Raw genomic sequence first — 21,509 nt, forward strand, 5'->3', positions numbered from 1 at the left:
CCCTGAGGCGAAAGGCGCAGACTTTCGACGCCCCCCTACCCGACGTCGAACTTGGGCCGGGGGCGCTCGTCGCTCGCCATCCGACTGATGATCGTCATCGACCCAACGCTGTGCAGCACCGGCGCAATCGCCACGCGCTCCCACTCGCGGTATCCGCGGCGCTCCCAGGCCCCAACGGCCCAGCCAATGTGCCTATCGCCGTCCATAAGCGGAACAATCACCCACTCTTTGGTCGGCAGCAGGTGGCGCTCGGTGGCGTCAGTCATCGTTTCACCTGTTCCACGGGTGCCGCGGGTCGAGCGGTCGGCCTGAGGCGTCGCATCCGATGATGTAACCGCGCCGTTCCTCCGCCTGCTTGGCGCCGTCGTGGTGCGGCTTGCACAGCGACTGGAGCTCACCGGTCCAGAACAGCCGCTCGTCACCCTTATGGGGGATGACGTGATCGGCGACGGTGGCGGCCGTGACGCGGCCGGCCTTGAGGCACATGCGGCAGAGCGGCTCGTTGGTCAGCTGCGCGGCGCGTCGTACGCGCCAGCGAGCTGTCTTGTACCAGGCGCGGTAGGTCTGCGCCTCAGGGCTGCGGTAGTCGCGCCTCATGTGGTCGCCCCGCGCTCGCGGTGAGGGTTTACGGCTTGGCGTGATGGTGTCGCCGGGCCGGGGCGATTTCGGACATTCTTCCCCTTCGGGGAGCCTTGGCCGCTTTGATGCCGATCGGCTGCGGAGGCCTGCGCGCTGGTGCCATACGGATCAAGAACAGCGGGCTTTCGCAGGGATAGTGCCATGCTTCGCGAGTCCGTCAATAGGTTGTGGTCACGCTGCCTGCAGGTGTCGGACGTCCACCGTCTTCTTCCGCGCCGGGAACGGCCCCTCGATGAGCAGCTTGGCTCGCTGGCCGCGTGGCGCTGCGAGTACGGTTGCGACGAACGACATGTAGGGTCCGGCCGTGATCTGCACCTTCTCGCCCTTGCGAGGGTGGTAAGCGTTCGGCTTCCTCGTTCGGGTGCTGTCGTAGTGGCCCGCCCGTTCGGCGATCTGCATCTCAAGAATCGCGGCGAAGGGGAACGCCACGGGTGTCAGTACGCCGCCGAGGTAGTAGCGGACGAAGCCCAGGACCGCGTCGATCTTGCGCACCTCAGCGAACCGATCCGGATCCGTGAGCACGAAGACATACCCCGGCAGCAGTGGCCGGGTGACCGCCTCGAGCACCCGGTTCACCTTCCGCGGCACGGTTTCGTGCGGCGTGAACACGGTGAAGCCCTTCTCGGTCAGCGCAGCCATCGCGGCGCCCTCCCGCCGCGTGGCGGTGCGGATGGCGTACCACTGGCTCATGCGGCGATGTCTCCGAACGGGATGTCGTCGCCTTCCGCCTTCCAGGGTCCCGCTGGCGAAGGCGGCAGCACCTTAGCGCCGGGGAAGGTGACCTTGGCCATCTGCAGCGCCTTCGGCAGCGCATCGATGACGTTGGCGACCTCGGCCAGCGTGTAGACGGCCAGGTGGCGGCCGTCAGCGATGACCTTGGCCTGCCAGAAAATCGCCGCGACTGCATCGTCGGGCATCTGGGCCCAGTCGATCTTGGCCGATCGGTGCGCCTTCTCCGCCTTGTTCAGCGCCCGGATGTCGATACGGCCGGCCTCATAGGCCTCGACGGCCTTGGCGTAGGCGAAGTCCGCAGGCGTCCGGACGCCAGAGCTGAGCGGGCCTTCCTCCTCGGTCTGGGCGTGCGCGAGCGACGGCGCGTAGCTGGACGCGGCTCGGGAGACCTTCACACCCGGCGCGGTGCCCAGCACCCGGCGGCTATGGCGGACCCAGAGGGCGGCATACCGCCGAGCCGCGCGGTGCTGCCCTTCGCTGATCCAGCCTCGGGCGAGCATCAGGTCCAAGGCGTTCTCCGCTTTCGAGATGTCGACCTTGGCGTCAGGGTCGTTCGCCGCCAGCAGCGAGCGACGGAGCTGGAGCACCCGTGCGTTGGGCTCTGGCGGCTTCAGCTTGCCGCCCGGAAAGCGAGCACCCTTCGAACGTGGACGGCCGCGCGCCATCAGAAGCTCCTGTGGAAACTGACGGACGGCTGGGCCGCCCCGGTGGAGGTGAGTTGCGGGTTGTGCTGGGCGCCCGAGGCGGTGAAGGTCAGCGCATGCCGAACTTCCTCGTCCGCATCATCGACAGCAAGGAGGCTGTCGGGATCTTCGCCGTCAGCGACATCGATGATCTGTTCTACTGGATCGACGAGGTGACCGACGTCTCCGCCTGCGAGTTCGCCGAGATCGGCAGCGGGTCGATCATCTGGGAGGGGCCAGCCAAGGCCATTCCCGTCGACCTCGACGAGATGCCCGACGACAACGATCCCACACCGGTCTTGGACAGCATCGGCGAGCACGCGCTCGGAGGTATGTGGTTCAACGGGCTGACCCAGACGGACCTGGAGTTCACGCCCTGCGCGGATGTGGCCGACATCGCAGCCAACGATCCGTAGCGGCCCGAGCGCGCTCATCAAGCTGTCGCCTGGCGAAGCGGGATCACCTCGGCCGTAAAGCCGTACTCCAGCAGCAGGTCCGACGGGACAAGGCAGCCAGTGCGACCCGGACGCGGACCAAGTTCGTCCTCGGGCCACCACAGGTCGCGCTTGAAGCCATCCAGCGCTCGGCGCCAGCGGGCGCCTTCGTCGAACGGAGCTGCCGGTGGTGACGTAGGCCGCGGTGGCGCGGCGTCGTCGCCGTAGTTGCCGTCCAGCACCTTGGCGAACGACGAGGCCTGAAGGAGGAAGTCGAGCGTCGCCTGGAAGGGGCGCTCGCCCGGTTTCCTCGGCGCCGACAGGCCTCGGAGGAACTTACTGCGGGCCACGCGCCCAAGCGCTTCGGTCCAGCCATCGAGACCGCTCTCGGCCAGGCGCTTCCGCAGCTGGCGCCGGCGTGCATCGTTCAGGGTGCGGGCCAGAGGCAGCCCGAGTTTGGCAGCGGTTTCGTTCCAGAGATCGAAAGCTCGATCCACCTCGCCCCCCGTGGGGGGTAGGGGGGTTATATCTTTCTCCTTCTCTTCTGTGTCCGATTCACGCGTGACATCGGCCTCTGTCACGCGTGACAGACCCTCATTGTCACGCGTGACAGCAGGCGTTTTGCCCGTGACCCGCTCGCGATAACGCCGTTGGCGCTCAGCATCGGCTTTGCGCTTGGTGGAGGTCGTTTCCCAGCGCTCGAGCACGACCTCGCACAGCGTCGGATGGTACCAGCGCCCGTCGCTGCAGAGCGTCCAGGGCCCATGATCTCGGCCTTCACTGCCGCGAAAGAGGCGACGTCGCGGCCGAAGCCGGCAAGGTCGGCGAGCTCGACGTCATCGTCTTGCAGCGAGCCAGCCGGCACGGCGTCGAAGGCATGCGCCCAGAGGTCGACGTTGCGGGAGCGCGCCAGGTCGCTCGCAGTCCGCCACCAGCGCGATCTGAGGAGGCGATGGTGATGGAGCTTGAACCAGTCATTGCCGGCCATGCTCACGTGAGCTGGCACGAGCGGGTCAGGCAGCGCGCGCATAGGAGCTTCCCTCTTGGGGCGGATCTTCGATGTGGTCGTATTCGGCGAAGTAGGTCTGGACCTCGCGACCGGCGGGCCCGCCGCGGACCTTGGGCATGAAGATGTCCATGCGCCGCCGGACCTCCTCGCACTTCATCTCCCACTCGCGGTACGCGGGATCGAGGCGGTCAGGCTCCTTGTCGCGGAGGTAGTAGACCTCCCGATAGACGAGCATGATCGCGTTGGCGTCGGCCTCGATCTTCCCGCTGTCGAGCAGGTCGCTCATCAGCGGGCGCTTGTCCTCGCGATGCTCGACCCCGCGGTTCAGCTGGGAGAGCAGGACGATGCAGATCCCGAGCTCGCGGGCGAGCTGCTTCAGCCCCTTGGTGATGTCGCCGATGACCGAGGCCTCGTTCCGACCGTGGGCCGGCGGCTTCTCCATCAGCTGGAGGTAGTCGACGAACACGGCCCCGAGATTGAACCTGCGTTTGAGCGAGTGGAGCCGCCGCCGGATGTGCTCCAGCGACAGGACCGGGGCGTCCTCGATGTGGAAGTTTGCCGGGATCTTCTCCTCGAGGCTGTCCAGCAGAGCCATGTCGTGCGCGTGGAGATCGCCGAGCATGTCGAAGAAGGGCACGGCCTGGGTTGGCGCGTGCATGAAGGACAGCTCCGACAGGCTTCGCTGGCTGAGCTCCTCCCGATCCATCTCAAGCGCGAAGTAGATGAAGTGGCGGTCTGGATTGCGCCGCGCGGCTGACATGGCCGTCGAGCGCGCAAGCGCCGTCTTCCCCTGCGCTGGCCTTCCAGCCAGGACGATGAGCCAGCCAGGCTGGAGGCCGCGGCAGCGGTAGTCGAAGCAGCGCAGCCCGGTCATCAGCCCGCGAGGCTTGCCGTTGGCCTGCTCATTGCGCATGCGGGCGAGGGTTGTTCGCGCCGCGGCTCGCGCGTCCACGAAGGCGCCGTCATCTGGCGCGTTCTGCTGCAGGACACCGGCGACAGAGCGCTCGACGTCGGTCAGGACGGTGTGAGCCGGGCGGTCCAGCTCCGACAGTGTCGCCTCACGCGCCTTGTCGGTCAGCTGCATGATGCGACGCCGCAGCGCGCGGTCCTGGAGCACCTCAACGTGAGAGGGTGCGGCCCAGATGGACGCCGCGCCTGCAAGCGCCTGGAGGAAGCCGAGCCCGCCTGCAGCCTTCAGGTCAGCGTCGCCCCGCAGGTCGGCGAAGACGAGGCCCGGGTCGATTGCGCGCCCTGCGCCCCGGTGGTTCTGGATGGCTGTCCAGACGCGGCGGTTCAAGTCGTCGGTGAAGTGGGCCTCCGGAACGGCAGCGACCAACTCGGCCACACCCTCGTCGCCCGATAGCGCGGCGCCGATCAGGAAGCGCTCGCTCTCCGGTGCGCTCAGGACCGCATCGCCGGCCACGGCGTCAGCGGTCTCCCGGTAGGCCTGGGCATAGTCGCGGGTCATGCGCGGACCTCGCGTGGGTTCGCCATGCCGCGCCGCAGCCCGCTCTGGATCGTCTTGCGGACGCCCTCCCAGCCGCCGTCGTCAGTGTGCAGGCCGCAGTCCTGAGCCGCCTGCTCCAGCGCCCCTATGGCGGCGTCCTCAGGCAGCAGATTCGCACCGACGAGCTCGCCGAGGTTGGCGGCGGCCTGGAACAGCCGAAGGTTCCGGCCGCCGGGCTTGTGCTCTGCAACGGCGCGGCACTCGGCGTTGATCGCTGTCTCGACGTAACGGCGCTGCCGTGCGCCGGCGTCCAGCCGGATCGGCGCGGCCGCGCGAGGAGGCGGCGGCGGCGGGATGAAGACGGTGCAGAGCCAGGCCGGCGGGTCCGCCAGGGGAGCGTCTGTCGGCTTCACGATCCAGGTGTATGCGCCCGTCGGCTTGCGGCTGGGTGGAACGGCCGCGGAGCCGTGCGTCGTTCGGATGTCCAGGCCGGCACAGACCTCCTTGGTCCCGTCCGGCCGATAAAGCTTCAGCGGCGCCCAGTTGCGGAGCGCCCGGGCCTTGTCGCTGAAGCGAAACCAGCGGTGCTCGCCGCCGGATGGTGTGCGGCTGCGCCATGTCGGCGGCAGCTCCCCGAACTCGGCTTCCAGCCGGGCGAGAGTGGCGTAGCCGTCGCCGCCCTCCTTGCAGTCGATGTCCAGGACGAAGACGCCGGAGGCCTCGCCTGTAGCGACGGCGATGTTCGCCGTGGGATGGGCCCGGGTCCAGCGACGCTGAACCTCCAGGATGTCCTTCGACGCGTCCTTGCAGCCATGTTCGAACCAGCCCTCGCGCTTGATGGGCGCGCGGCAGTCAGCGGCGACGCCAAACACGGCGAGACCCAAACGCGCATATGCTGTAGCTGGCTTCAGCACGGCCCGTCAGGCCGCGCCGCGGAGTGTGGAGACGTTCGCGGGGGGCGCCGAGCTTGTTGCGGAGATCGCTGAGCGCCTCGATAGCCTCCCCGATCTCGCGGTCGGCAACGATGCGCGCGGCGGCGTCGGTGGCCGGCACGGCCTGGACGGCGGCGGCGATGGCCTCGCCCGTCTCGCGCGCCGCAGCAGCGGCCGCCTTCGCCAGGGTGACCGTGTCCGCGGGGGGCCTGGACGGAGCGATCCAGGAGGAGCTGGTAGACCGACATCAGCGGAGGCTCGCCGCCGCCCTCGGAGAGGTAGAGCGCGTCCAGCGCCAGCGCCTCGCCAATAGTGGGCAGTCGGTCCATGTCCGGGTCGGACCAGTTGCGGACGGCGCGCTCGGACTTGCCCACAGCGTCCGCCATGGCGCCCCAGCCAACGCGGCCGGCGATACGGGTGACGGAGTCGGGGAAGGAGGCCGGCGGGCGGACCTTGGTCATGGGGTCACCGTGCAAAAGGGGAGGACCGATCGAACGCGACATTGCGGAGCTGAGCCGTCAGGTTTGCGGTGCCGCAGCGGGGCGGCGCAGACAGGGAGAGCGTGACCGTGTCGGAGGCGAGCGAGGCGGCCCGGAACTACGATGTCGGCATCCGATACTTGTCGGCGGCCCGCCGGATCACGGCGGCCACCCGGAGGCTCGACGACGAAGACGCCCGGGCAGCGCGCAAGCTTTCCGACCGCTTCACCGACAAAGGCCTCGCACTGCTCACGAGCGTGATGAGGCCTGCCAGAGCGCGCCCGGCGCAGGAGGGCTGAGGCGTGGAGGAGTGGCCGGAGATCGAAGAGGCGATCCAAGAGGGAGCGAAGGCGGGCGTTTTCCGACGTGCTGCGCGGTTGAACCTCGAAACTTCGGCTGTCTGGGAGCAATGCGCCGAGCTGCATAGTAACGCAGCTTCTGCGCTGCTTGCCTCGGGCCTGGGGGGCGTGGCGACGTCGTCCGCCGGTTGACTTGAGCGTGCGACGTGAGGTGCGACGCCAAGGTTAGGCCGCCGCTTTCGACGCGCTTCGCTCAGCGATGCTGACAAGCTCATCTGCTGTGATCCACTGGATCCCTCGGCGCGCGGCGGCGCGGACCACAGAGGCGAACCAGCCCGGCGGAATAGACCGGCGCTGCCACCAGGACATCGCGGTCCGCTCTTTGACCCCGATCTCGGCGGCGAACATCGCCACCGAGCCCCACGCTGAGATCACGTCTCGGAATGTACGCATGCCATTAGTTACGCGAAATGCGTAAGAAGTGTCAACGCAAGACGTGTATGAAGGCATCGGAGGGGAAATGAAGCCACACCAACGTCTCCAGCAGGCCCGCGCGCACGCCGGGTACCAGAGCGGAACAAGCGCCGCCGAATCCCTCGGCTGGAGCGTCAGTACCTACTTGGGCCATGAAAACGGGTCACGAGGCATGAGGCCTGAGGTGGCCAAACGATACGCGCACGCGTTCGGTGTGTCCTGGACGTGGCTCCTCGGCGGCGAAGAGTTTGATGAGGTTACAAATCTTCTTACTGGCATCCCTGTAGTTGGCATACTTGATCCCGAAGCTTTTCGGGTCGAAGGCGCAAAGCTTCCGGGCTACCCTGACGAAATCTACGCGCAGTTCGTGGGATACAACACCGCGGATTTGCGCGCCTTCTCTGTCTACGGGTCGTCTGATCTTCACTTCGTTATTGTCGCTGCGTTCGGTGACTGGACGCCTAGGGAGGGGGATGAGTATGTCATTCGACGCGTGGAGGCTGGTCGCTTTGAGTTCGCCGCCTGGCGGTTCGAACGCATCAACGGGCAGACCAAGATCGTCCCTGCTTATGCTCCGCATGTCTCGATCACTCCTCACGACGTCGATCTGCTCGATGGCGAAGGGACCTCGATTGAGGGTGTTGTGGTCGGGGAGCTCAAGGTGAAGCGTCGCGCACAAAGTCATCGCTAGCGAATCTACGCGTTTCGCGTTGACGTTGCCTACGCACTATGCGTACATCCTCCGTACTTATCACGGAGGACGCAATGAAGCTTGCCAATTCCCCCCACTACTCGATCGCCGACCAACCCGAAGGCGCGGCTGCGGCTGAGCGGACCGACGCCAGCCCGCAGACCGGGGCCTACGCCGCGGCGCAAGCGGCACTCGCCGCAGCACGAACTGAGGATGCCAAGCGCCGGGAGCGTTACGACGCAGTCGGCGCCGCCCTCGATGCGGCTGCCCCACTGCCTGCCATCCTGCAGGAGCGTGAAGGCAAGACGCGCTTCACCTCCACGCTGATGATCGAGATGTCCGATCACCCGTTCGAGCGGAAGGTGGAGATGGTGGCCGCCCTGAATGATTGGCTGCCGAAGCGCGAAGCGGCCAAGGCCGAGCTCGACTACGGGCGCATCAGCGACGACTACCTGTCGTTCGACGTTGCGGCGGTAGAAGACGCGGTGATCGAGTCGGCGCCAGAAACGCCGACCGAGCTGGCGCACAAGCTAGGGCTCGCCGCTTCGATCATTCTGGAGGTTGATCCCGAGCAGCTGGAAACGCCGGAGGGGCTCTCGGCCATCCTGTCTCGCCGGGACCGAGCCGACACGGCCGTAGTGCGGGTCTACCAAGATGCGCTGCGGCTGGCGGGCGCCCGCCCGGATTTGGTCGCGGCGCAGCCGTTCGACGTCGAGGCTTGGATCGACACGTTCGAAGCTCACCCGGGCCACCTCGTCACTGAGAGCGGCCGCGTCGAGTACCAGGAGCCCCTCGCTTGGGGCGCTCCCGATGAGGCCGAACTCCTGATCTCCGACCCGGAGGCGATCGAGCGCTACAACGCCTGGGTCCGCAGCCACTACAGCGACGAGGATTGGGAGGCGTCAGAGCGGGCCGGCACCACTGGATGGGCCGGCAAGCCGTTCATTCCGGCTCAGGTCGAAGCCATCCACGCCGCCTATCCTGAAGGGCCGGAGCGCGAACGTCTCCTGGCCTTGTGGGAACTGCGCCACGAGCGGCTGACGGGTGAGCCGCTCGGCGCCCACCTCTGGCGAGACCTCGCCGACTGGCAGAAGGAAGCGGTCCGCGCCTACTGCCGCGATAATCCCCTTTCGTTCCCGGCGAGCTGGCGCTGGGACGCCAGTGAGTGGCTCGAGGCCTTCGAAGAGGCCGGCGGTGTGATTGTGAAGCAGCCGGGCGGCGGCTTCATGGCCGGCGCCGATGTCCCAGGCTCATTCGAGACCCGCCGCCTGATGCGTCACCTCGACAAGCGCCTGCGGGCAGCCGTGGCAGATCTCCTCAAGAGCCGGGAGCACTGCCGCACCGCTGAGAGGCCGCTCGCCGCAGCCGAATAGGTTCGGTGCTGGCCTGGCCACCACCAGGCTGGTGCTTCAGCCCGTGCCGCCGCCCCTCGACGGGTCCGATAAAACGGGGCGGCAACCCTTCTCATTCCGGAGCAGCCACATGGCCGCCGACGATCCGATCGATCAGCTTCAGGAAAAGGCCTTCCTCGCCGGCCGCTATCATCAGGCCATCCAGGACGACCCGCGGTTGGCCGGCGGTCTCGGCCGCCTCCGCGACAAGCTCGCCGGTGAGGTGAACCAGATCGCCCGCCAGCTTCGAGCGAAGAGCCTGCAGGGCCGCGGCTGATGAGTCGTGCACCCGAGACCACGGCCGACGAGCTGATCCGCGAGATGCTCTTCGAGGCCTGTCTAGCCGGCGCCTATAGCGCCGCCATCCGCGCGGAGCCGAAGACCGCCGCCGGCTTCGGCGTGCTGAGGGCGAAGCATTCCAGGAAGGCTGCCGAGCTCGCCGCCCGGCTGGCGGCAGAGCACCCCGACAGGAGCGACCCGTGGGCGAAGCGCTGATGATCTGCGACGCGCGAGAGCTCCGCCTCTTCGAGCTCTCCGGCGACGGGTTCGAGCCGGCTCTCCGGCGCGGCGACATGCTGATGGTCGCGACGGCTGACGGGTTCACCTACGACGGCGACTATCTGCTCGAGGTCGAGGGTGAAGAGGCTGCCTACCGAGCCTCGGCCCGCGCCGGCGGCGAGATCGAGGTCTGGCAGCCGAACCCAAAGTACACGAAGCACCGCCTGTCGCGGGAGGTCTTCGCCCGGGCTTGTCGCGGGATCGTGGTTGCTGAGATCAGAGTCCGAGACCGGCAGCTGATCCAGGCTGTCCACGCTGGCCGCAGGACAGCCCGCGAGGAGGCGTTCGCCCGTGCGTGACCCCCTCATCAAGCGAGCCTGCCCCTTCTGCGGCGAAGCTGAGCATCTGCGGATCCATGACGCGGCGATCACGCGCCCGATCGTCGAGGGCGCTGACACGCGCAAGGGTCCTGATGGGCAGGAGGAGATGGAGGCAGTCGATGCCGTCGCCTGCGATGTCTGCGATGCCATGGCGCCGCTGGACGTCTGGAACGGTGAGCGCTCAGCAGCCGACTACACGGTGCTCCGGGACTTCGACGAGCAGGACGCTTCCAGGCCAGGAGCAACCGCTTCCCATCTCGCCGGCCGCGCTGACGACGATTGGTGGGAGCGGCTCAGTGAGGCTGACCGGGCTTGGTACACAACGACGCCTAGGCGCCACGAAGTCTACCACTTGGTTTCAAGCGTAGCCGCGGTTCTGTCGACCCTCTGCGAGGCGAGCGGATCGGCGGAAGCGACGCGGCGGATGGAACATCTGGCGGGAAAGTTGGCGAAGGCTCCGGGGATAATGTCGTGAGCCGCCGAGATCCGCTCGCGCGTGTACACCGCCGCCCGGAGCCTCCGGCCTGGCCCGACGACGACATGATGACCCTGAAGGAGGCCATCGCAGTCTTCTATCCCGACGGTCCACTGACCGTTGCCTCGTTGCGCACAGCCATCGCTCGCGGCGAGTTGACGCCGTACGTCGCCGGCGGGAAGCATTGGATCACCCCGGCGCAGCTGCGCGGGCTCTTCAGGCCGAAGTCATGTCAAGAAGACCGAAGGGGCCGCGGCTCCACCTCCGCGCCGGCCGGGTCCACCCCCGCACCGGCAAGCCGATCCCCGACATCTACTACATCCGAGACGGAGCGCTTGAACGCAGCACTGGCTTCGGTCCAGATCGGCTTGGCGACGCTGAGGCGGTCCTCTCAGCCTACCTGCTCGAAAAGCAGGCTCGGTCCGCGGGTCAGCCGGACGCCGACCCCGACCGCCCCCGTGCTCCCACTGAGGTCTTCGTCGCAGAGGTCCTGAGCCTCTACCTGGCGGAGAAGGCGCCGAAGGCAGCGGACCCGTCGGCTGTCGCCGCGCGGATCAAGGCGCTGGTGGGCTGGTGGGGCGACAAGCGCCTGTCGGACATCAAACGGTCGACGTGCCAAGCGTACGTCGCTCACCGGATCACGCAACCGATCGCCCAGGCAAAGGGCCCGAACCCGCGCCTGGTGACAGAGCAGGGCGCCCGGCGAGAGCTGGAGGATCTGTCGGCGGCAATCACCTACTACGACGGCGAGCACAAGCTGATGGTGAAGCCGAAGCTGTGGCTGCCGGAGAAGCCGGAGAGCCCGCGGGACGCGCTCACCCGGGCCCAGGCGGCCCGCCTGCTGATGGCGGCGAGGGGCTATCGTTGGGACGCCAAGGCGAAGCGCTGGTGCCGGCTCCGCGACAGCGGCCCCGCGAACCGGGCGCACATGAAGCGCTTCATCCTCATGGGCCTCTACACCGGCTCCCGGCCCGGCGTGATCCCGAAGGTGCTGTGGCAGGAGAGCCCCACTCAGGCCTGGGCGGATCTCGAGGCAGAGACGATCTTCCGACGCGGGAAGCGCGAGAAGGAGACGCGCACCAAGCGCCGGCCGATGGTGAAGATCCCGCCCAGGCTGCTGGCGCACATGCGGCGCTGGAAGGCAGCTGACGAGCGGCTGATGGCGCGGCGCGCCAAGGAAGGGCGGCCGTTTGCCAACGTTATCATACACCACGGCGGCGCTGCGCTGGCGGGCCGGGTGCGCCGCGGGTTCGAGAGCTGCGTGCGCGACGCCGGGCTATCGGCAGAGATCACGCCTCACTGGCTCCGCCACACGGCGGCGACCTGGCTGATGCAGAACGGCGTCGATCCCTGGGAGGCGGCCGGGTACCTCGGCATGAACCTCAAGACGCTGATCGACAACTACGGACACCACCAGCCGAGCCATCAGGCGGCCGCGAGGAAAGGTATCGAGAGGAAGGCATGAGCAAGCAGCGGCTAGAGCGCGTGGTCTATTGGAGCGGGCGGCAGTGGTGCGTCACGGAGGATGGCCTGGACACGATCTCTGGCGCCTACGAGATCGACGCCGAGCTTCTCGGACACCTCACCGAATGGTCGGGTCCCCCGATGGCGGAGCGTTTGCGCCACGTATGCGAGAAGAGCTGGGTCGACGTCGAGGACTTCGCCGCAGCTTTCGCAGTCGCACTACAGATCCACGCGGGGAAGTTCGCGCCCCTGCCAGAAGGAGCCTTCTTAGAGGCGCTCGAGGGCGCTCGCCGGGGTAGATGGGCCGACGACGAGTTTGACCGCGTGCGGCGAGAACGATCGTGGAAGACCGTCGACATGCAACGCAGTCAGGAAATCAGCAGGGAGGTTGATAGCCGCCTCAGGCAGCGCGACGCAGCGGGCGGGCTGCCATTCAGCCAAGTTCCCGATCCTGCGATGGCGGGGTCTGGGGTCGTTGCGAGCGACGAGGAGGATTGATGACGCTCGCACCGTCCAGCGGAGACGATCTACTGATCGAGCGTGCGGCACGCGCGCTCTACGAGATGCGACACGGGCGCGGCTCGTGGCACGCGCTTCTCCCCGCGCGCAAGGAAGCCGTGCGCGCAAGGTTACGGCGGCTCGCGCAGCAACTGCCTAGCTCCCCAATCGCAGGCGTTGATGAGGGGCGCAGAATCTCGGCGCTAGTTGAGGTCCGCGCACTGGGACACGCCATGATCACCGAGAAAAACATCCGCACGAGAGATGTGGGCTCCGCCAGCGAACTTCTCTGCCCCCGCTGCGGCGGCGGGAATCTGCATCATGAGATAGTGCGCGTGTTCGATCGTCACGAAGACGAGCACCAAACCACGGTCACTCAGGTGCGGGGCTCCGAAACAATCGTGTCCCATCAGCCGTCGGAAGGCTCGGGAAACCCGAGTTCGCGGCGGCACGGCCTGACCATCAGCTTTTTCTGTGAAGCATGCAGCCGCGGCCAAGGCGACGACGTCGTGCTGACGATCGCTCAGCACAAGGGGGCAACCGAGGTCTTATGGCGCTTCGAGGGAGGGAATGCGGATTCCGACGATGCCGCCCAGCTATTCCGAGATGATCTCGCCCGCTGTTCCGATCTGATGCCGCCCAGCGGCACAGCCTTCATCGACAGGTTTCATCTGTCTGGGGTTCGGCCGGCTGGTCAAGCCTGATCGGCGGGTTTCGGGCGGCGCAGGGAGTCGCCGCTGAGGTCCAGGCGGTGGGCGTTGTGGACGAGCCGGTCGAGGATGGCGTCGGCGTAGGTGGCCTCGCCGATGACGGTGTGCCAGGCCGAGACCGGTAGTTGGCTGGTGACGATGGTGGAGCGCCGGCCGTAACGGTCCTCGAGGATCTCGAGCAGGTCGTGACGTGCCTGGGCGTCGAGCGGCTCCAGGCCCCAGTCGTCCAGGATCAGCAGTTGCACGGCGCCCAGGCTCTTGAAGCGGCGGCCGATGCTGCCGTCGCCGTGCGCCAGCGCCAGCTCGTCGAAGAGCTTGGGGACGCGGACGTAGAGCACCGAGCGGTTGTCGCGGCAGGCTTTGTGGCCGAGCGCGCAGGAGATCCAGCTCTTGCCCACCCCGGTCGGGCCGCAGATCACCAGGTTCTCGGCCGCGTCGATCCAGTGGCTTTTGAGCAGCGTCGTGAGGACGCCGCGGTCCAGTCCGCGGGGGGCGCGGTAGTCGATGTCTTCCGGGACGGCGTGGTGGCGCAGCCGCGCATGGCGGAGCCGGGCGCCGAGACGCTTGTCCTGTCGGTGCACGGTTTCACGGTCCAGCAGCAGCGCCAGCCAGTCGGCATGTCCCAGGCCGCCGGCTTCGGGGTTGTCGAGCAGTTCGCGGAAGGCCTTGGCCATGCCTTGGAGGCCCAGGACGTTGAGCTGGTCGAAGGTGGGATGGGTCAGCATCAGATCTCCTCAGTGGTAGTAGGTTGAGCCGCGGATGTTGGGGTGGGCGACGGCGCCGCCGGCCTCGCCGTCGCGCCGCCGGACCGGTTGGCCGTCGAGCCGGTTGTCGAGGATGGATTTGACCGCGCCGTAGCTGCGCGCGCTCACCAGCAGGGCGCGCTCGCAGGCCGCCTCCAGGCGCGCGACGCCGTAGACCTTGGCCAGGCGCACGATCCCCATCGTGGTGCGGAAGCCCTGTTCGGGGTGCGGCCGGTGCTCGAGGATCACCTGGCAGAGCAGCGCCACGGAAGGGCCGCAGGCCCGCGCCTCGCTCAGGATCCGCTCGATGGTCCAGTCGCTGTAGCGGCGGTGGCTGGCCGGCATGTGCTCGCTGAGCGTGGTGTGTTTGCCGTCGCCGGAGCCACGCAGGTGGGCGGCGATGCGCTCGCCGTGCAGGAAGATCTCCACGGCGCGGGCGGTGAGCCGCACCTCCACCGTCTCGCGGGCGTGACGGTAGGGGACGGAGTAGAAGTGGCCGTCGACGTCGACGTGGTAGTCCAGCCCCACCTTGCGCACGCGCCATTCGGCGAGGGCATAGGGCTCGGCCGGCAGGGCTTTAAGCCGCGGGGCGTCGATCTCCGCGAAGAGCTGGCGACGGGTGCGGCGCTGATAACGCCGGACCTGCTGCTCGTTGAGCCAGACCAGCAGCTCGCCCAGGGCGGCGTTCACCTCGGCCAGGCTGTAGAAGCGTCGATGGCGCAGCTTGCCGAGCAGCCAACGCTCGGCGATCCGCACTGCGGCTTCCACCTTGGCCTTGTCCCGCGGCCGCCTGGGCCGCGCCGGCAGCACCGCGGTGTCGTAGTGGGCGGCCAGCTCGCCGTAGGTGCGATTGACCTGCGGGTCGTAGAGGCAGGCCTTGATGATCGCCACTTTGGGGTTGTCCGGCACCAGCAGCCGCGGCGCGCCGCCGAAGAAGGCGAAGGCCTGCACGTGGCCGTCGACCCAGTCGGGGAGCTTCTCGCTCCAGGTGGCGCAGGCGAAGGTCAGGCTGGAGGCGCCCAGCACCCCGACGAAGATGTGCGCCGGCTGTGTCTTGCCGCTGCGGCGGTCGATGATCACCGGCACGGTGTCGCCGGCGTAGTCGACGAAGAGCTTGTCGCCGCCAAGATGCGTCTGGCGCATCGTCACCGGCAGGCGGGCTTCCCAGCTGCGGTAGAGCTCGCAAAATCGGCTGTAGCGATAGCCGTCCGGATAAGCCTCGATGTACTCGTCCCACAGGATCTGCAGGGTGACGTGCTTCTTCTTCAGCTCGCGGTTGAGCGCCGCCCAGTCCGGCTCGGCGCGCCGACGGAAGCCCTGCTTTGTCCTGCTCTCGCCGTAGAGCCGGTCTTCCAGCTCGCTGTCCGTCAGATCCAACGGCAACGGCCAGGCGAGACCGGATTCTTCGAAGCGCCGCGTCATCTCGCGGAACGTCGACGGGGCGATCCCCATCCGGCGGGCGATCTCCCGCCCGCCAAGCCCGGCGTCCAGGCGCAGCCTCAACATCTCGCGCACGCGGCGCATCGCAATCCTCTCCGTCGGCATCGGCCTCTCCTCGAAAGGAGGAGAGCCTAGCGTCGGCGAAGGCCTGGACCGCCGGGCCGCCTGGGCGGGATCATCCCGGAATCCTGGGCGGCGTTATCCCGGAACGGTGGGCGGGATCACTTCGGAATGGTGGGCGGCATCAAATCGGAACGGCGGGCGCGATCACGTCGGAATCCGCAAGGGAAGGCATGAGCGACGGATTGAGCGAGCTGCACCATTCAAAGCGGGGCGTCGCCGTGCTTGCCACCTGCATCGTCCAGACGTTGAACGAGGGCGATCCGACCTTCCAGGAACGCTTCCTGAAGAAGCTGACGGACGCCTATTACGAGCTTCGCGACAACAGCGAAGGCGACCAGCGGAACGAGATGGAGCTGCTCTCCTGGACGCGGGAGTTGCTCACTGGGTTCAGCCAGTTCTCGGGGCAGGGCAAAGCGTTCTTAGAGCGGTAGCCGCAATCATTCCGGATGGCGTCAACGCCAAGGCGATGCGAGCGGTCAGGCTGCTTGTTGCTCGGCTTCGTCTAGCGCTCGGTTCGATGCCAGGATGGTCGGGAGCTCAAGGAACATCTTGCGCTCCCCTGGCGCGAAGCGTTGGAAGTCGAACTTTTCGTAGTATTCCGCCGCTTCCTCATCAACCGCATCGAGCGTCAAAGCATACGTTCCGGCGTTCGTGGCGATCGTCTCGACGCGGCGAAACGCGTCCCGCATCATCCGCTTCCCGATGCCCTTCTTCTTGAGCCGCCGGTCAACCCCGAACATGCCCAGGTAGACCGTGGGGACGGCCGTCATGTGCATGAAGCCGCCTTCTACTGCGAGCCCGGCTTCGTCGTGGCTGATCGTGCTTAGACAGAGGTAGTAGTACCCAACGATCCGCGGGTCGCCGTCGTGTGTCGCAACGAAGGCGCGAACGGAATAGGTGTCGTGCGCCTCGGCTAAGCGGGTGCGGCAGAACTGTTGGATTGGCTCGTAGGAGCAGCAGAATGCGTCAAGCCGATGCAGCCCGGTCAGCGGATCGACCCTGACCTTGTCGATGTCGAACGGCAATTAGCCCTTCCGTTTGGACACCGAGAGCGAGGCCAGGAGAGATTGGCTCGGCGCGCGCGGATGCCTGCACGCTTCCACGAAGCGAACGAAATCCGCCTTCCCGACCTTCTGGGCGGGCGAGATGCGATGATCGTCTTTCCGCAGGGCGGCCATGGCCGTGTTCTCCAGCGGGGGACGCATCCCCCTCAAAATCGTTATGCACTGCGCGTTGACAAACGGTCAACCGGGACCGGAACGCATCTCGTTCAGCTTAGTGCCGCGGGACTCTGATGTGGTCACGGTGCCCAGTGCTTCCAGGTCTTGTAGTCGCAGAGTTAGGCCACATCGTGGACAAAGCGGCGGGCAGTGAGCAGCTGGTTCCCAGTTATTTCCCGGAATGAGCGGAAACGTACGTGAACGTTTCGGGAAACCAGCAGACGAGGCGGCGAAGAAAATCAAGCTCTTAGCCGGAGCCCTCTACGTTGACATCGTAGGGGTCACAGGTTCAATCCCTGTCGCGTCCACCATCCCTCTCCTGAAAACCGAAGTTCTGAGCCCACTGGGCCCGCCGGTCAGGCGAGCCCCTTCTGCGGGTTGATCAGGTATTTCTCGCCGGTGGCCCGTCGGGCGTAGGCGCGCAGGGTCTCGATATCGAGCGCCTCCGCCAGGCCGATCTCGGCGGTGTAGTGGCTGGCGAAGGTGGTCTTCAGCTCGGACGCCACGCGCTGGCGCAGCTTCTGGGCGGCGTCTGCGCCGATCTTGGCGAGGAAGGGCGTCAGCAGGAAGCCGTTGACGCCCCACGAGAAGCCGAAGTTGCGCGTCAGCTCGGTGGGCCCGGTGTCGAGCCCGCCATAGATGTAGAGTTGCTTGAAGGTGTTGGAGCCGTAGCGGCTGTAGGCGGCGCCGCGGCTGGCGGCGATCTCCATCGCGGAAAGGATCTGGCTCCCCTGCTTGCCGCCGCCGATCGCGTCGAAGGCCAGGGTCGCGCCGGTGGCGGCCACCGCCTCCACCAGCTTTTCGAAGAAGGCCGGATCGGAGCTGTCGACCACCCACTCCGCACCCTGGTCGCGCAACAGCTTCTCCTGAGTGGCGCTGCGGACGACATTGACCAGCGGGACGCCGTCGGCCTTGCAGATCCGCACCAGCATCTGGCCCAGGTTCGAGGCGGCGGCGGTATGGACAAGCGCCGAGTGGCCTTCCCGGCGCATCGTCTCGACCATCGCCAGGGCGGTCAGCGGATTGACGAAGCAGGAGGCGCCGTCGGCTGGGGGTAGCGTCCGCCGGCAGCGGGAGCACGTCTGCGGCCTTCAGAAGGCGGAAGCGGGTGTACATGCCGCCGCCGATCATCGCGACGGTGCGGCCGAGCAGCGCCTGGGCCTCCGGCGAGGGGCCGGCTGCGATGACGACGCCCGCGCCCTCGTTGCCCACCGGCATCGACTGGCCCATCCGCGCCGTCAGCATGCGCATGGCGGGCTTGGGAATCTCGGCCGTCAGCACCGGCTGTTGGTCCGTACCCGATTTCCGAAGCGTCGAGAGGTCCGCCGGCCCGGTTAGGAGGCCAAGGTCGGAGGGGTTGATCGGCGAGGCCTCGACGCGCACCAGGATTTCGTCGGCCCCCCGGTTGGGGTACGGGCGCTTCGACCAGCGAGAGCTCCAGAGTCGCGTCTTCACGCACGAGCGTGCGCAGTTCTAGGCCTTGGTCTTGCGGCATGGGCGCCCTCCATTCGCGGGTTTCGCCCGCGCTCTGCAACGTCAGATAGACCTACGCCCGGTCGAGCAGAAGTCCTTTTGGGGCAAGTTGTTGCGCGCGCGCCGCGTTTTGGAAAGTTGGGTTGGTCGAACACCGAAATTTATGTGGCGCAGCTGCAATAAATAGTCCGTACTTCCTCTGCTCAGGCCGCCCATTCAGAGGCGCCGAGGGGAGGAAATCAGATGACCAAGAGCAGATTCTTCTGCAGCGCATCCGCCATGGCCGCCGCGTTGGCTTTCGGCGCGGCCGGGCAGGCCGCGGCGCAGGCCGCCCAGGCGACGGCCCAGCAGGGCGGAACCACCGTGGGCGAAGTCGTCGTCACGGGCTCGTTCATCCGCGGCACGCCCGAGGATGCGGCCTTGCCGGTCGACGTGATCAGCCAGGAGGACATCGAGCGGCAGGGCGCGCCCTCGACCCTCGAACTCATCAAGCAGCTTTCGGTGTCGAGCGGCGTGCTGGGCGACACCAACCAGTTCGACCCCCGCGCCCAGGGCTCGGAAGGTTCCGGCTCGGTGAACCTCCGAGGGCTCGGGGCTCAGCGGACCCTGGTTCTGATGAACGGCCGGCGCATGTCGCCCAACCCGTTCGGCCAGGCCGGCGCAGGCATCGTGGACACCAACACCATCCCCTCCGTGGCGGTGGGCCGCGTCGAGGTGCTGAAGGAAGGCGCGGCCGCGCTCTACGGTTCGGACGCCATCGGCGGGGTGGTCAACTTCATCACCCGCTCGGGCTTCGACGGGCTGGAGACGTCCGGCAGCTATCGTCTGATCGACGGCTCCAAGGGCGATTACACGGCCGGCGTGCTCTGGGGGCACGCCTGGGACAACGGCAACATCCTGTTGAGCGGCGGCTGGCAGCACCGTTCGGAGCTGAAGGTCACGGACCGCGACTGGGCGACGCGGCCGTTCGCGGAGAACCCCGAAGGCGGCTGGTCCGGCGGTTCCAGCGTGACGGGCTTCGTCCCGGTGACGCAGACCGCCGCCGGGGCCTGGGTGCCTCTGCTGCCCGGCGTGCTGGACGCGGGCTGCGGACCGCTCGGCGGCATCCCGGTCGCGGGGACCATCCCGCAATGCCGGTTCCACTACATCGAGTACGACAACCTCACCGAGAAGGAGGACCGGTACCAGCTGTACGGCGAGATCAACGCTGATCTCGCCGACAACCATCGACTGCACATCGAGGCCCTTTGGGCGAAGACCGACGTCCCGAACTGGAAGACCTCGCCGTCGTACCTGACGCTGCAGACGCCGACGGCCACCACCAACCCGACGGTCGGCTCGCTGACCCCGGCGGTGCTGGCTGGCTGGTTCGTGCCGGCGGCGAACCCCGGCCTCGTCGCCTACCGCGCGGCCAATCCGGGCGCGGTTCCGGCAGCGGCGACGGGCGTCCACTTCCCGGGGGTGTTCTACCGGCCGCTTTCGTTCGGCGGGAACGACATCTTCGGCGACCAGAACGAAGGGTCCTCCGAGGGGTTGCGTCAGTACGAGGCCATGCGCGTGTCGGGCAGCCTGCGCGGCGACCTGCCGTGGATGGGCATCGGCTACGACCTGGCCCTGACGTACGGCCAGCAGACCGGCCGCCGCACCGGCTACGACACCATCGTCTCACGCCTGCAGCTGGCGCTCCGTGGCTACGGCAGCGCGGCCAGTGGGGCGGCCGGCGGCTGCACCGCGGCGGAGACCAACAACTTTACCACCAACGCCGGCAACACGGCGATCGGCTGCTACTGGTTCAACCCGTTCTCGAACGCGTTCCCGGACAACGCCATCAGCGGTCAGCCCAGTCCGCAATACAACGCCGCCCTGGCCAACAACCCCGACGTGATCCGCTGGTTCTTCCAGCAGGTGGCCACCAAGCAGACCCAGCGCCTGTTCGTGGCCGATGCGGTGCTGAACGGAACGACGGGGATCGAGCTCGGCGGCGGCGAGGTCCGATGGGCCGGGGGCCTGCAGTTCCGGAAGGACGGCTTCGAGTCGGAGTACAACGACCTCAGCGACGTGGACGCGACGCCCTGTATCGACACGCCGATCACCGGCGCCGGGAACTGTCCGTCACGGAACGGCGCCCTCGTGTTCCTGGGCACCGGCGAAGAGGCGGACCTGGAGCGCTACGTGTGGGCGGCCTTCGCCGAGCTGAGCGTTCCGGTGACAGACGCCATCCAGCTGCAGTTGGCGATCCGCTACGAGGACTACGAGCAGGTCGGCACGACCACCAATCCGAAAGCCAACATCCGCTGGCAGCTGACGGACTGGCTCGCGCTGCGCGGCTCGGTGGCGACCACCTTCCGCGGTCCGCCCCTGACCCAGCTGAACCCCAGCAGCGTGACGGCCCTGTCGTTCATCGCCGGCTCCTTCCGGGCCATCGATCTGTTCGGCAACCCGAACCTCGAACCTGAGACGGCGGACAACTACAGCATCGGCGCCATCTTCAACATCAACCGCTTCAAGGCGACCGTGGACTGGTGGCGGTTCGACTTCGACGGGCCCATCGTCGGCGAGCCCTCGGCCTCGATCGTGAACACCATGTTCCCGGCGAGCGGACCCAACCAGTGCTCCAACGCGGCGCTCCGCTCTCGCTTCACGTTCCAGGGCGATTGCGCGGCGGCGAACATCGCGCGGGTTCGGACGCAGTGGGTGAACGGCCCCAACATCAAGACCTCGGGCATCGACGTCCTGGCCGATTACGATTTCGGGGAGGTGCTCGGCGGCGCCCTGCGGGCGGGCGTCTCGGCGACCTATACCCTCGAGTATAAGATCGCCGACGTGGTGGTCGAAGGCACGCGGGTCGAGCGCGCCTACGACGCGGTCGGACTGCTGAACTATCAGCAGATCGCCACCTCGCTGCCGCAGCTGAAGGGCTCCGGCTACGTCGAATACACCAGCGGGCCGCACAACCTGCGCTTCACCGTCAACTACATCGACGGCTACACGGATCAGCGCCCGACGATCAGCGGCGCCGGGAAGAAGATCGACGAGACCTGGCTCGCGGAGATCGACTACCGGGTGATGCTGCCCTGGGACACGACGGTCACGCTGTCGGTCGACAACCTCTTCGATCAGGATCCAGCCTTCGCCCGGCTGGACCTCAGCTACGACCCATTCACGGGCAATGCGCTGGGCCGAACCTACAAGGTGAGCGTGCGCAAGCGCTTCTGACCCGATCCACACCCAAGCCTCTTCGCGCCGCCGGGCCACCCGGCGGCGTTCTTTTGGTA

At 67.3% G+C, this 21,509-nt stretch carries 24 protein-coding genes; 13 read left to right on the forward strand and 11 right to left on the reverse strand.

The annotated features are described in order from the left end of the window. Window positions 1–35 precede the first annotated feature (35 nt). The 4 genes from LRS10_RS09570 to LRS10_RS09585 all read right to left on the reverse strand — a co-directional run bounded on the left by LRS10_RS09570 (window position 36) and on the right by LRS10_RS09585 (window position 2,036). Window positions 36–266: a hypothetical protein gene (locus tag LRS10_RS09570; protein ID WP_257837046.1), complete on the reverse strand. Its 231-nt coding sequence runs from the start codon at window positions 264–266 to the stop codon at window positions 36–38. A gap of 4 nt (window positions 267–270) precedes the next feature. Then, the gene (locus LRS10_RS09575; protein ID WP_257837047.1) at window positions 271–597 is read right to left on the reverse strand and encodes a hypothetical protein; all 327 of its coding nucleotides are present in this window, start codon (window positions 595–597) and stop codon (window positions 271–273) included. A gap of 213 nt (window positions 598–810) precedes the next feature. Continuing rightward, window positions 811–1,329, reverse strand: coding sequence for a transcription termination/antitermination protein NusG (locus LRS10_RS09580; RefSeq protein WP_257837048.1), 519 nt, complete (start codon window positions 1,327–1,329; stop codon window positions 811–813). Then, the gene (locus tag LRS10_RS09585) at window positions 1,326–2,036 is read right to left on the reverse strand and encodes a hypothetical protein (protein ID WP_257837049.1); all 711 of its coding nucleotides are present in this window, start codon (window positions 2,034–2,036) and stop codon (window positions 1,326–1,328) included. Before LRS10_RS09585 ends, LRS10_RS09580 begins: the two co-directional genes overlap by 4 nt. Window positions 2,037–2,047: 11 nt before the next feature. On the opposite strand from LRS10_RS09585, the gene LRS10_RS09590 reads away from it, so the two are divergent. After that, window positions 2,048–2,470 (forward strand): hypothetical protein, encoded by a 423-nt coding sequence (locus tag LRS10_RS09590; RefSeq protein WP_257837050.1) that lies wholly within the window; start codon window positions 2,048–2,050, stop codon window positions 2,468–2,470. 17 nt (window positions 2,471–2,487) lie between these two features. Here LRS10_RS09590 and LRS10_RS09595 read toward each other — a convergent pair whose 3' ends face one another. The 3 genes from LRS10_RS09595 to LRS10_RS09605 all read right to left on the reverse strand — a co-directional run bounded on the left by LRS10_RS09595 (window position 2,488) and on the right by LRS10_RS09605 (window position 5,858). Next, window positions 2,488–3,195: a hypothetical protein gene (locus LRS10_RS09595; RefSeq protein ID WP_257837051.1), complete on the reverse strand. Its 708-nt coding sequence runs from the start codon at window positions 3,193–3,195 to the stop codon at window positions 2,488–2,490. Between the two features lie 306 nt (window positions 3,196–3,501). Next, the gene (locus tag LRS10_RS09600) at window positions 3,502–4,965 is read right to left on the reverse strand and encodes a DnaB-like helicase C-terminal domain-containing protein (RefSeq protein WP_257837052.1); all 1,464 of its coding nucleotides are present in this window, start codon (window positions 4,963–4,965) and stop codon (window positions 3,502–3,504) included. Beyond that, window positions 4,962–5,858: a bifunctional DNA primase/polymerase gene (locus LRS10_RS09605; protein ID WP_257837053.1), complete on the reverse strand. Its 897-nt coding sequence runs from the start codon at window positions 5,856–5,858 to the stop codon at window positions 4,962–4,964. Before LRS10_RS09605 ends, LRS10_RS09600 begins: the two co-directional genes overlap by 4 nt. Window positions 5,859–6,438: 580 nt before the next feature. Between LRS10_RS09605 and LRS10_RS09610 the strand changes: the two genes are divergently transcribed. From LRS10_RS09610 to LRS10_RS09655, 10 genes are all read left to right on the forward strand, one after another. After that, on the forward strand, window positions 6,439–6,654 hold the full coding sequence (locus tag LRS10_RS09610) for a hypothetical protein (protein WP_257837054.1): 216 nt from the start codon (window positions 6,439–6,441) through the stop codon (window positions 6,652–6,654). A gap of 520 nt (window positions 6,655–7,174) precedes the next feature. Continuing rightward, window positions 7,175–7,819: a helix-turn-helix transcriptional regulator gene (locus LRS10_RS09615; protein ID WP_257839124.1), complete on the forward strand. Its 645-nt coding sequence runs from the start codon at window positions 7,175–7,177 to the stop codon at window positions 7,817–7,819. A gap of 74 nt (window positions 7,820–7,893) precedes the next feature. Continuing rightward, entirely contained in the window at window positions 7,894–9,192 is a 1,299-nt protein-coding gene (locus LRS10_RS09620; protein ID WP_257837055.1) for a hypothetical protein, read from the forward strand. Between the two features lie 109 nt (window positions 9,193–9,301). Beyond that, window positions 9,302–9,487, forward strand: a complete 186-nt coding sequence (locus tag LRS10_RS09625; protein ID WP_257837056.1) for a hypothetical protein — start codon at window positions 9,302–9,304, stop codon at window positions 9,485–9,487. Beyond that, window positions 9,487–9,705 carry a hypothetical protein gene (locus tag LRS10_RS09630; RefSeq protein ID WP_257837057.1) on the forward strand — a complete coding sequence of 73 codons (219 nt, stop codon included), beginning with the start codon at window positions 9,487–9,489 and terminating at the stop codon, window positions 9,703–9,705. The genes LRS10_RS09625 and LRS10_RS09630 overlap by 1 nt, the downstream gene beginning before the upstream one ends. Continuing rightward, window positions 9,690–10,067: a hypothetical protein gene (locus LRS10_RS09635; protein WP_257837058.1), complete on the forward strand. Its 378-nt coding sequence runs from the start codon at window positions 9,690–9,692 to the stop codon at window positions 10,065–10,067. Before LRS10_RS09630 ends, LRS10_RS09635 begins: the two co-directional genes overlap by 16 nt. After that, a complete protein-coding gene (locus LRS10_RS09640; RefSeq protein ID WP_257837059.1) occupies window positions 10,060–10,563 on the forward strand; it encodes a hypothetical protein in 504 nt (167 codons plus the stop codon). The genes LRS10_RS09635 and LRS10_RS09640 overlap by 8 nt, the downstream gene beginning before the upstream one ends. 229 nt (window positions 10,564–10,792) lie before the next feature. Continuing rightward, window positions 10,793–12,028 (forward strand): tyrosine-type recombinase/integrase, encoded by a 1,236-nt coding sequence (locus LRS10_RS09645; RefSeq protein ID WP_257837060.1) that lies wholly within the window; start codon window positions 10,793–10,795, stop codon window positions 12,026–12,028. Beyond that, window positions 12,025–12,525, forward strand: coding sequence for a hypothetical protein (locus LRS10_RS09650; RefSeq protein WP_257837061.1), 501 nt, complete (start codon window positions 12,025–12,027; stop codon window positions 12,523–12,525). The genes LRS10_RS09645 and LRS10_RS09650 overlap by 4 nt, the downstream gene beginning before the upstream one ends. Beyond that, on the forward strand, window positions 12,525–13,229 hold the full coding sequence (locus LRS10_RS09655; protein ID WP_257837062.1) for a hypothetical protein: 705 nt from the start codon (window positions 12,525–12,527) through the stop codon (window positions 13,227–13,229). Before LRS10_RS09650 ends, LRS10_RS09655 begins: the two co-directional genes overlap by 1 nt. On the opposite strand, the gene istB is transcribed toward LRS10_RS09655, so the two are convergent. Both istB and istA read right to left on the reverse strand, forming a co-directional pair. Next, window positions 13,220–13,960 carry an IS21-like element helper ATPase IstB gene (istB, locus tag LRS10_RS09660; RefSeq protein WP_257836904.1) on the reverse strand — a complete coding sequence of 247 codons (741 nt, stop codon included), beginning with the start codon at window positions 13,958–13,960 and terminating at the stop codon, window positions 13,220–13,222. The two genes, LRS10_RS09655 and istB, sit on opposite strands and share 10 nt — an antisense overlap. Before the next feature lie 9 nt (window positions 13,961–13,969). Further along, on the reverse strand, window positions 13,970–15,502 hold the full coding sequence (istA, locus tag LRS10_RS09665; protein ID WP_257839117.1) for an IS21 family transposase: 1,533 nt from the start codon (window positions 15,500–15,502) through the stop codon (window positions 13,970–13,972). 209 nt (window positions 15,503–15,711) lie between these two features. Between istA and LRS10_RS09670 the strand changes: the two genes are divergently transcribed. Further along, entirely contained in the window at window positions 15,712–15,972 is a 261-nt protein-coding gene (locus tag LRS10_RS09670) for a hypothetical protein (RefSeq protein WP_257837063.1), read from the forward strand. A gap of 45 nt (window positions 15,973–16,017) precedes the next feature. Here LRS10_RS09670 and LRS10_RS09675 read toward each other — a convergent pair whose 3' ends face one another. Both LRS10_RS09675 and LRS10_RS09680 read right to left on the reverse strand, forming a co-directional pair. After that, window positions 16,018–16,566 carry a GNAT family N-acetyltransferase gene (locus LRS10_RS09675; protein ID WP_257837064.1) on the reverse strand — a complete coding sequence of 183 codons (549 nt, stop codon included), beginning with the start codon at window positions 16,564–16,566 and terminating at the stop codon, window positions 16,018–16,020. Window positions 16,567–17,117: 551 nt separating this feature from the next. After that, complete coding sequence (locus LRS10_RS09680; RefSeq protein WP_257837065.1) at window positions 17,118–17,765, reverse strand: hypothetical protein; 648 nt, start codon at window positions 17,763–17,765, stop codon at window positions 17,118–17,120. Window positions 17,766–18,477: 712 nt separating this feature from the next. On the opposite strand from LRS10_RS09680, the gene LRS10_RS09685 reads away from it, so the two are divergent. Continuing rightward, window positions 18,478–21,450: a TonB-dependent receptor gene (locus LRS10_RS09685; protein ID WP_257837066.1), complete on the forward strand. Its 2,973-nt coding sequence runs from the start codon at window positions 18,478–18,480 to the stop codon at window positions 21,448–21,450. Window positions 21,451–21,509 lie beyond the last annotated feature (59 nt).

Source organism: Phenylobacterium sp. J426 (genome assembly GCF_024699945.1).
Taxonomy (GTDB): domain Bacteria; phylum Pseudomonadota; class Alphaproteobacteria; order Caulobacterales; family Caulobacteraceae; genus Phenylobacterium.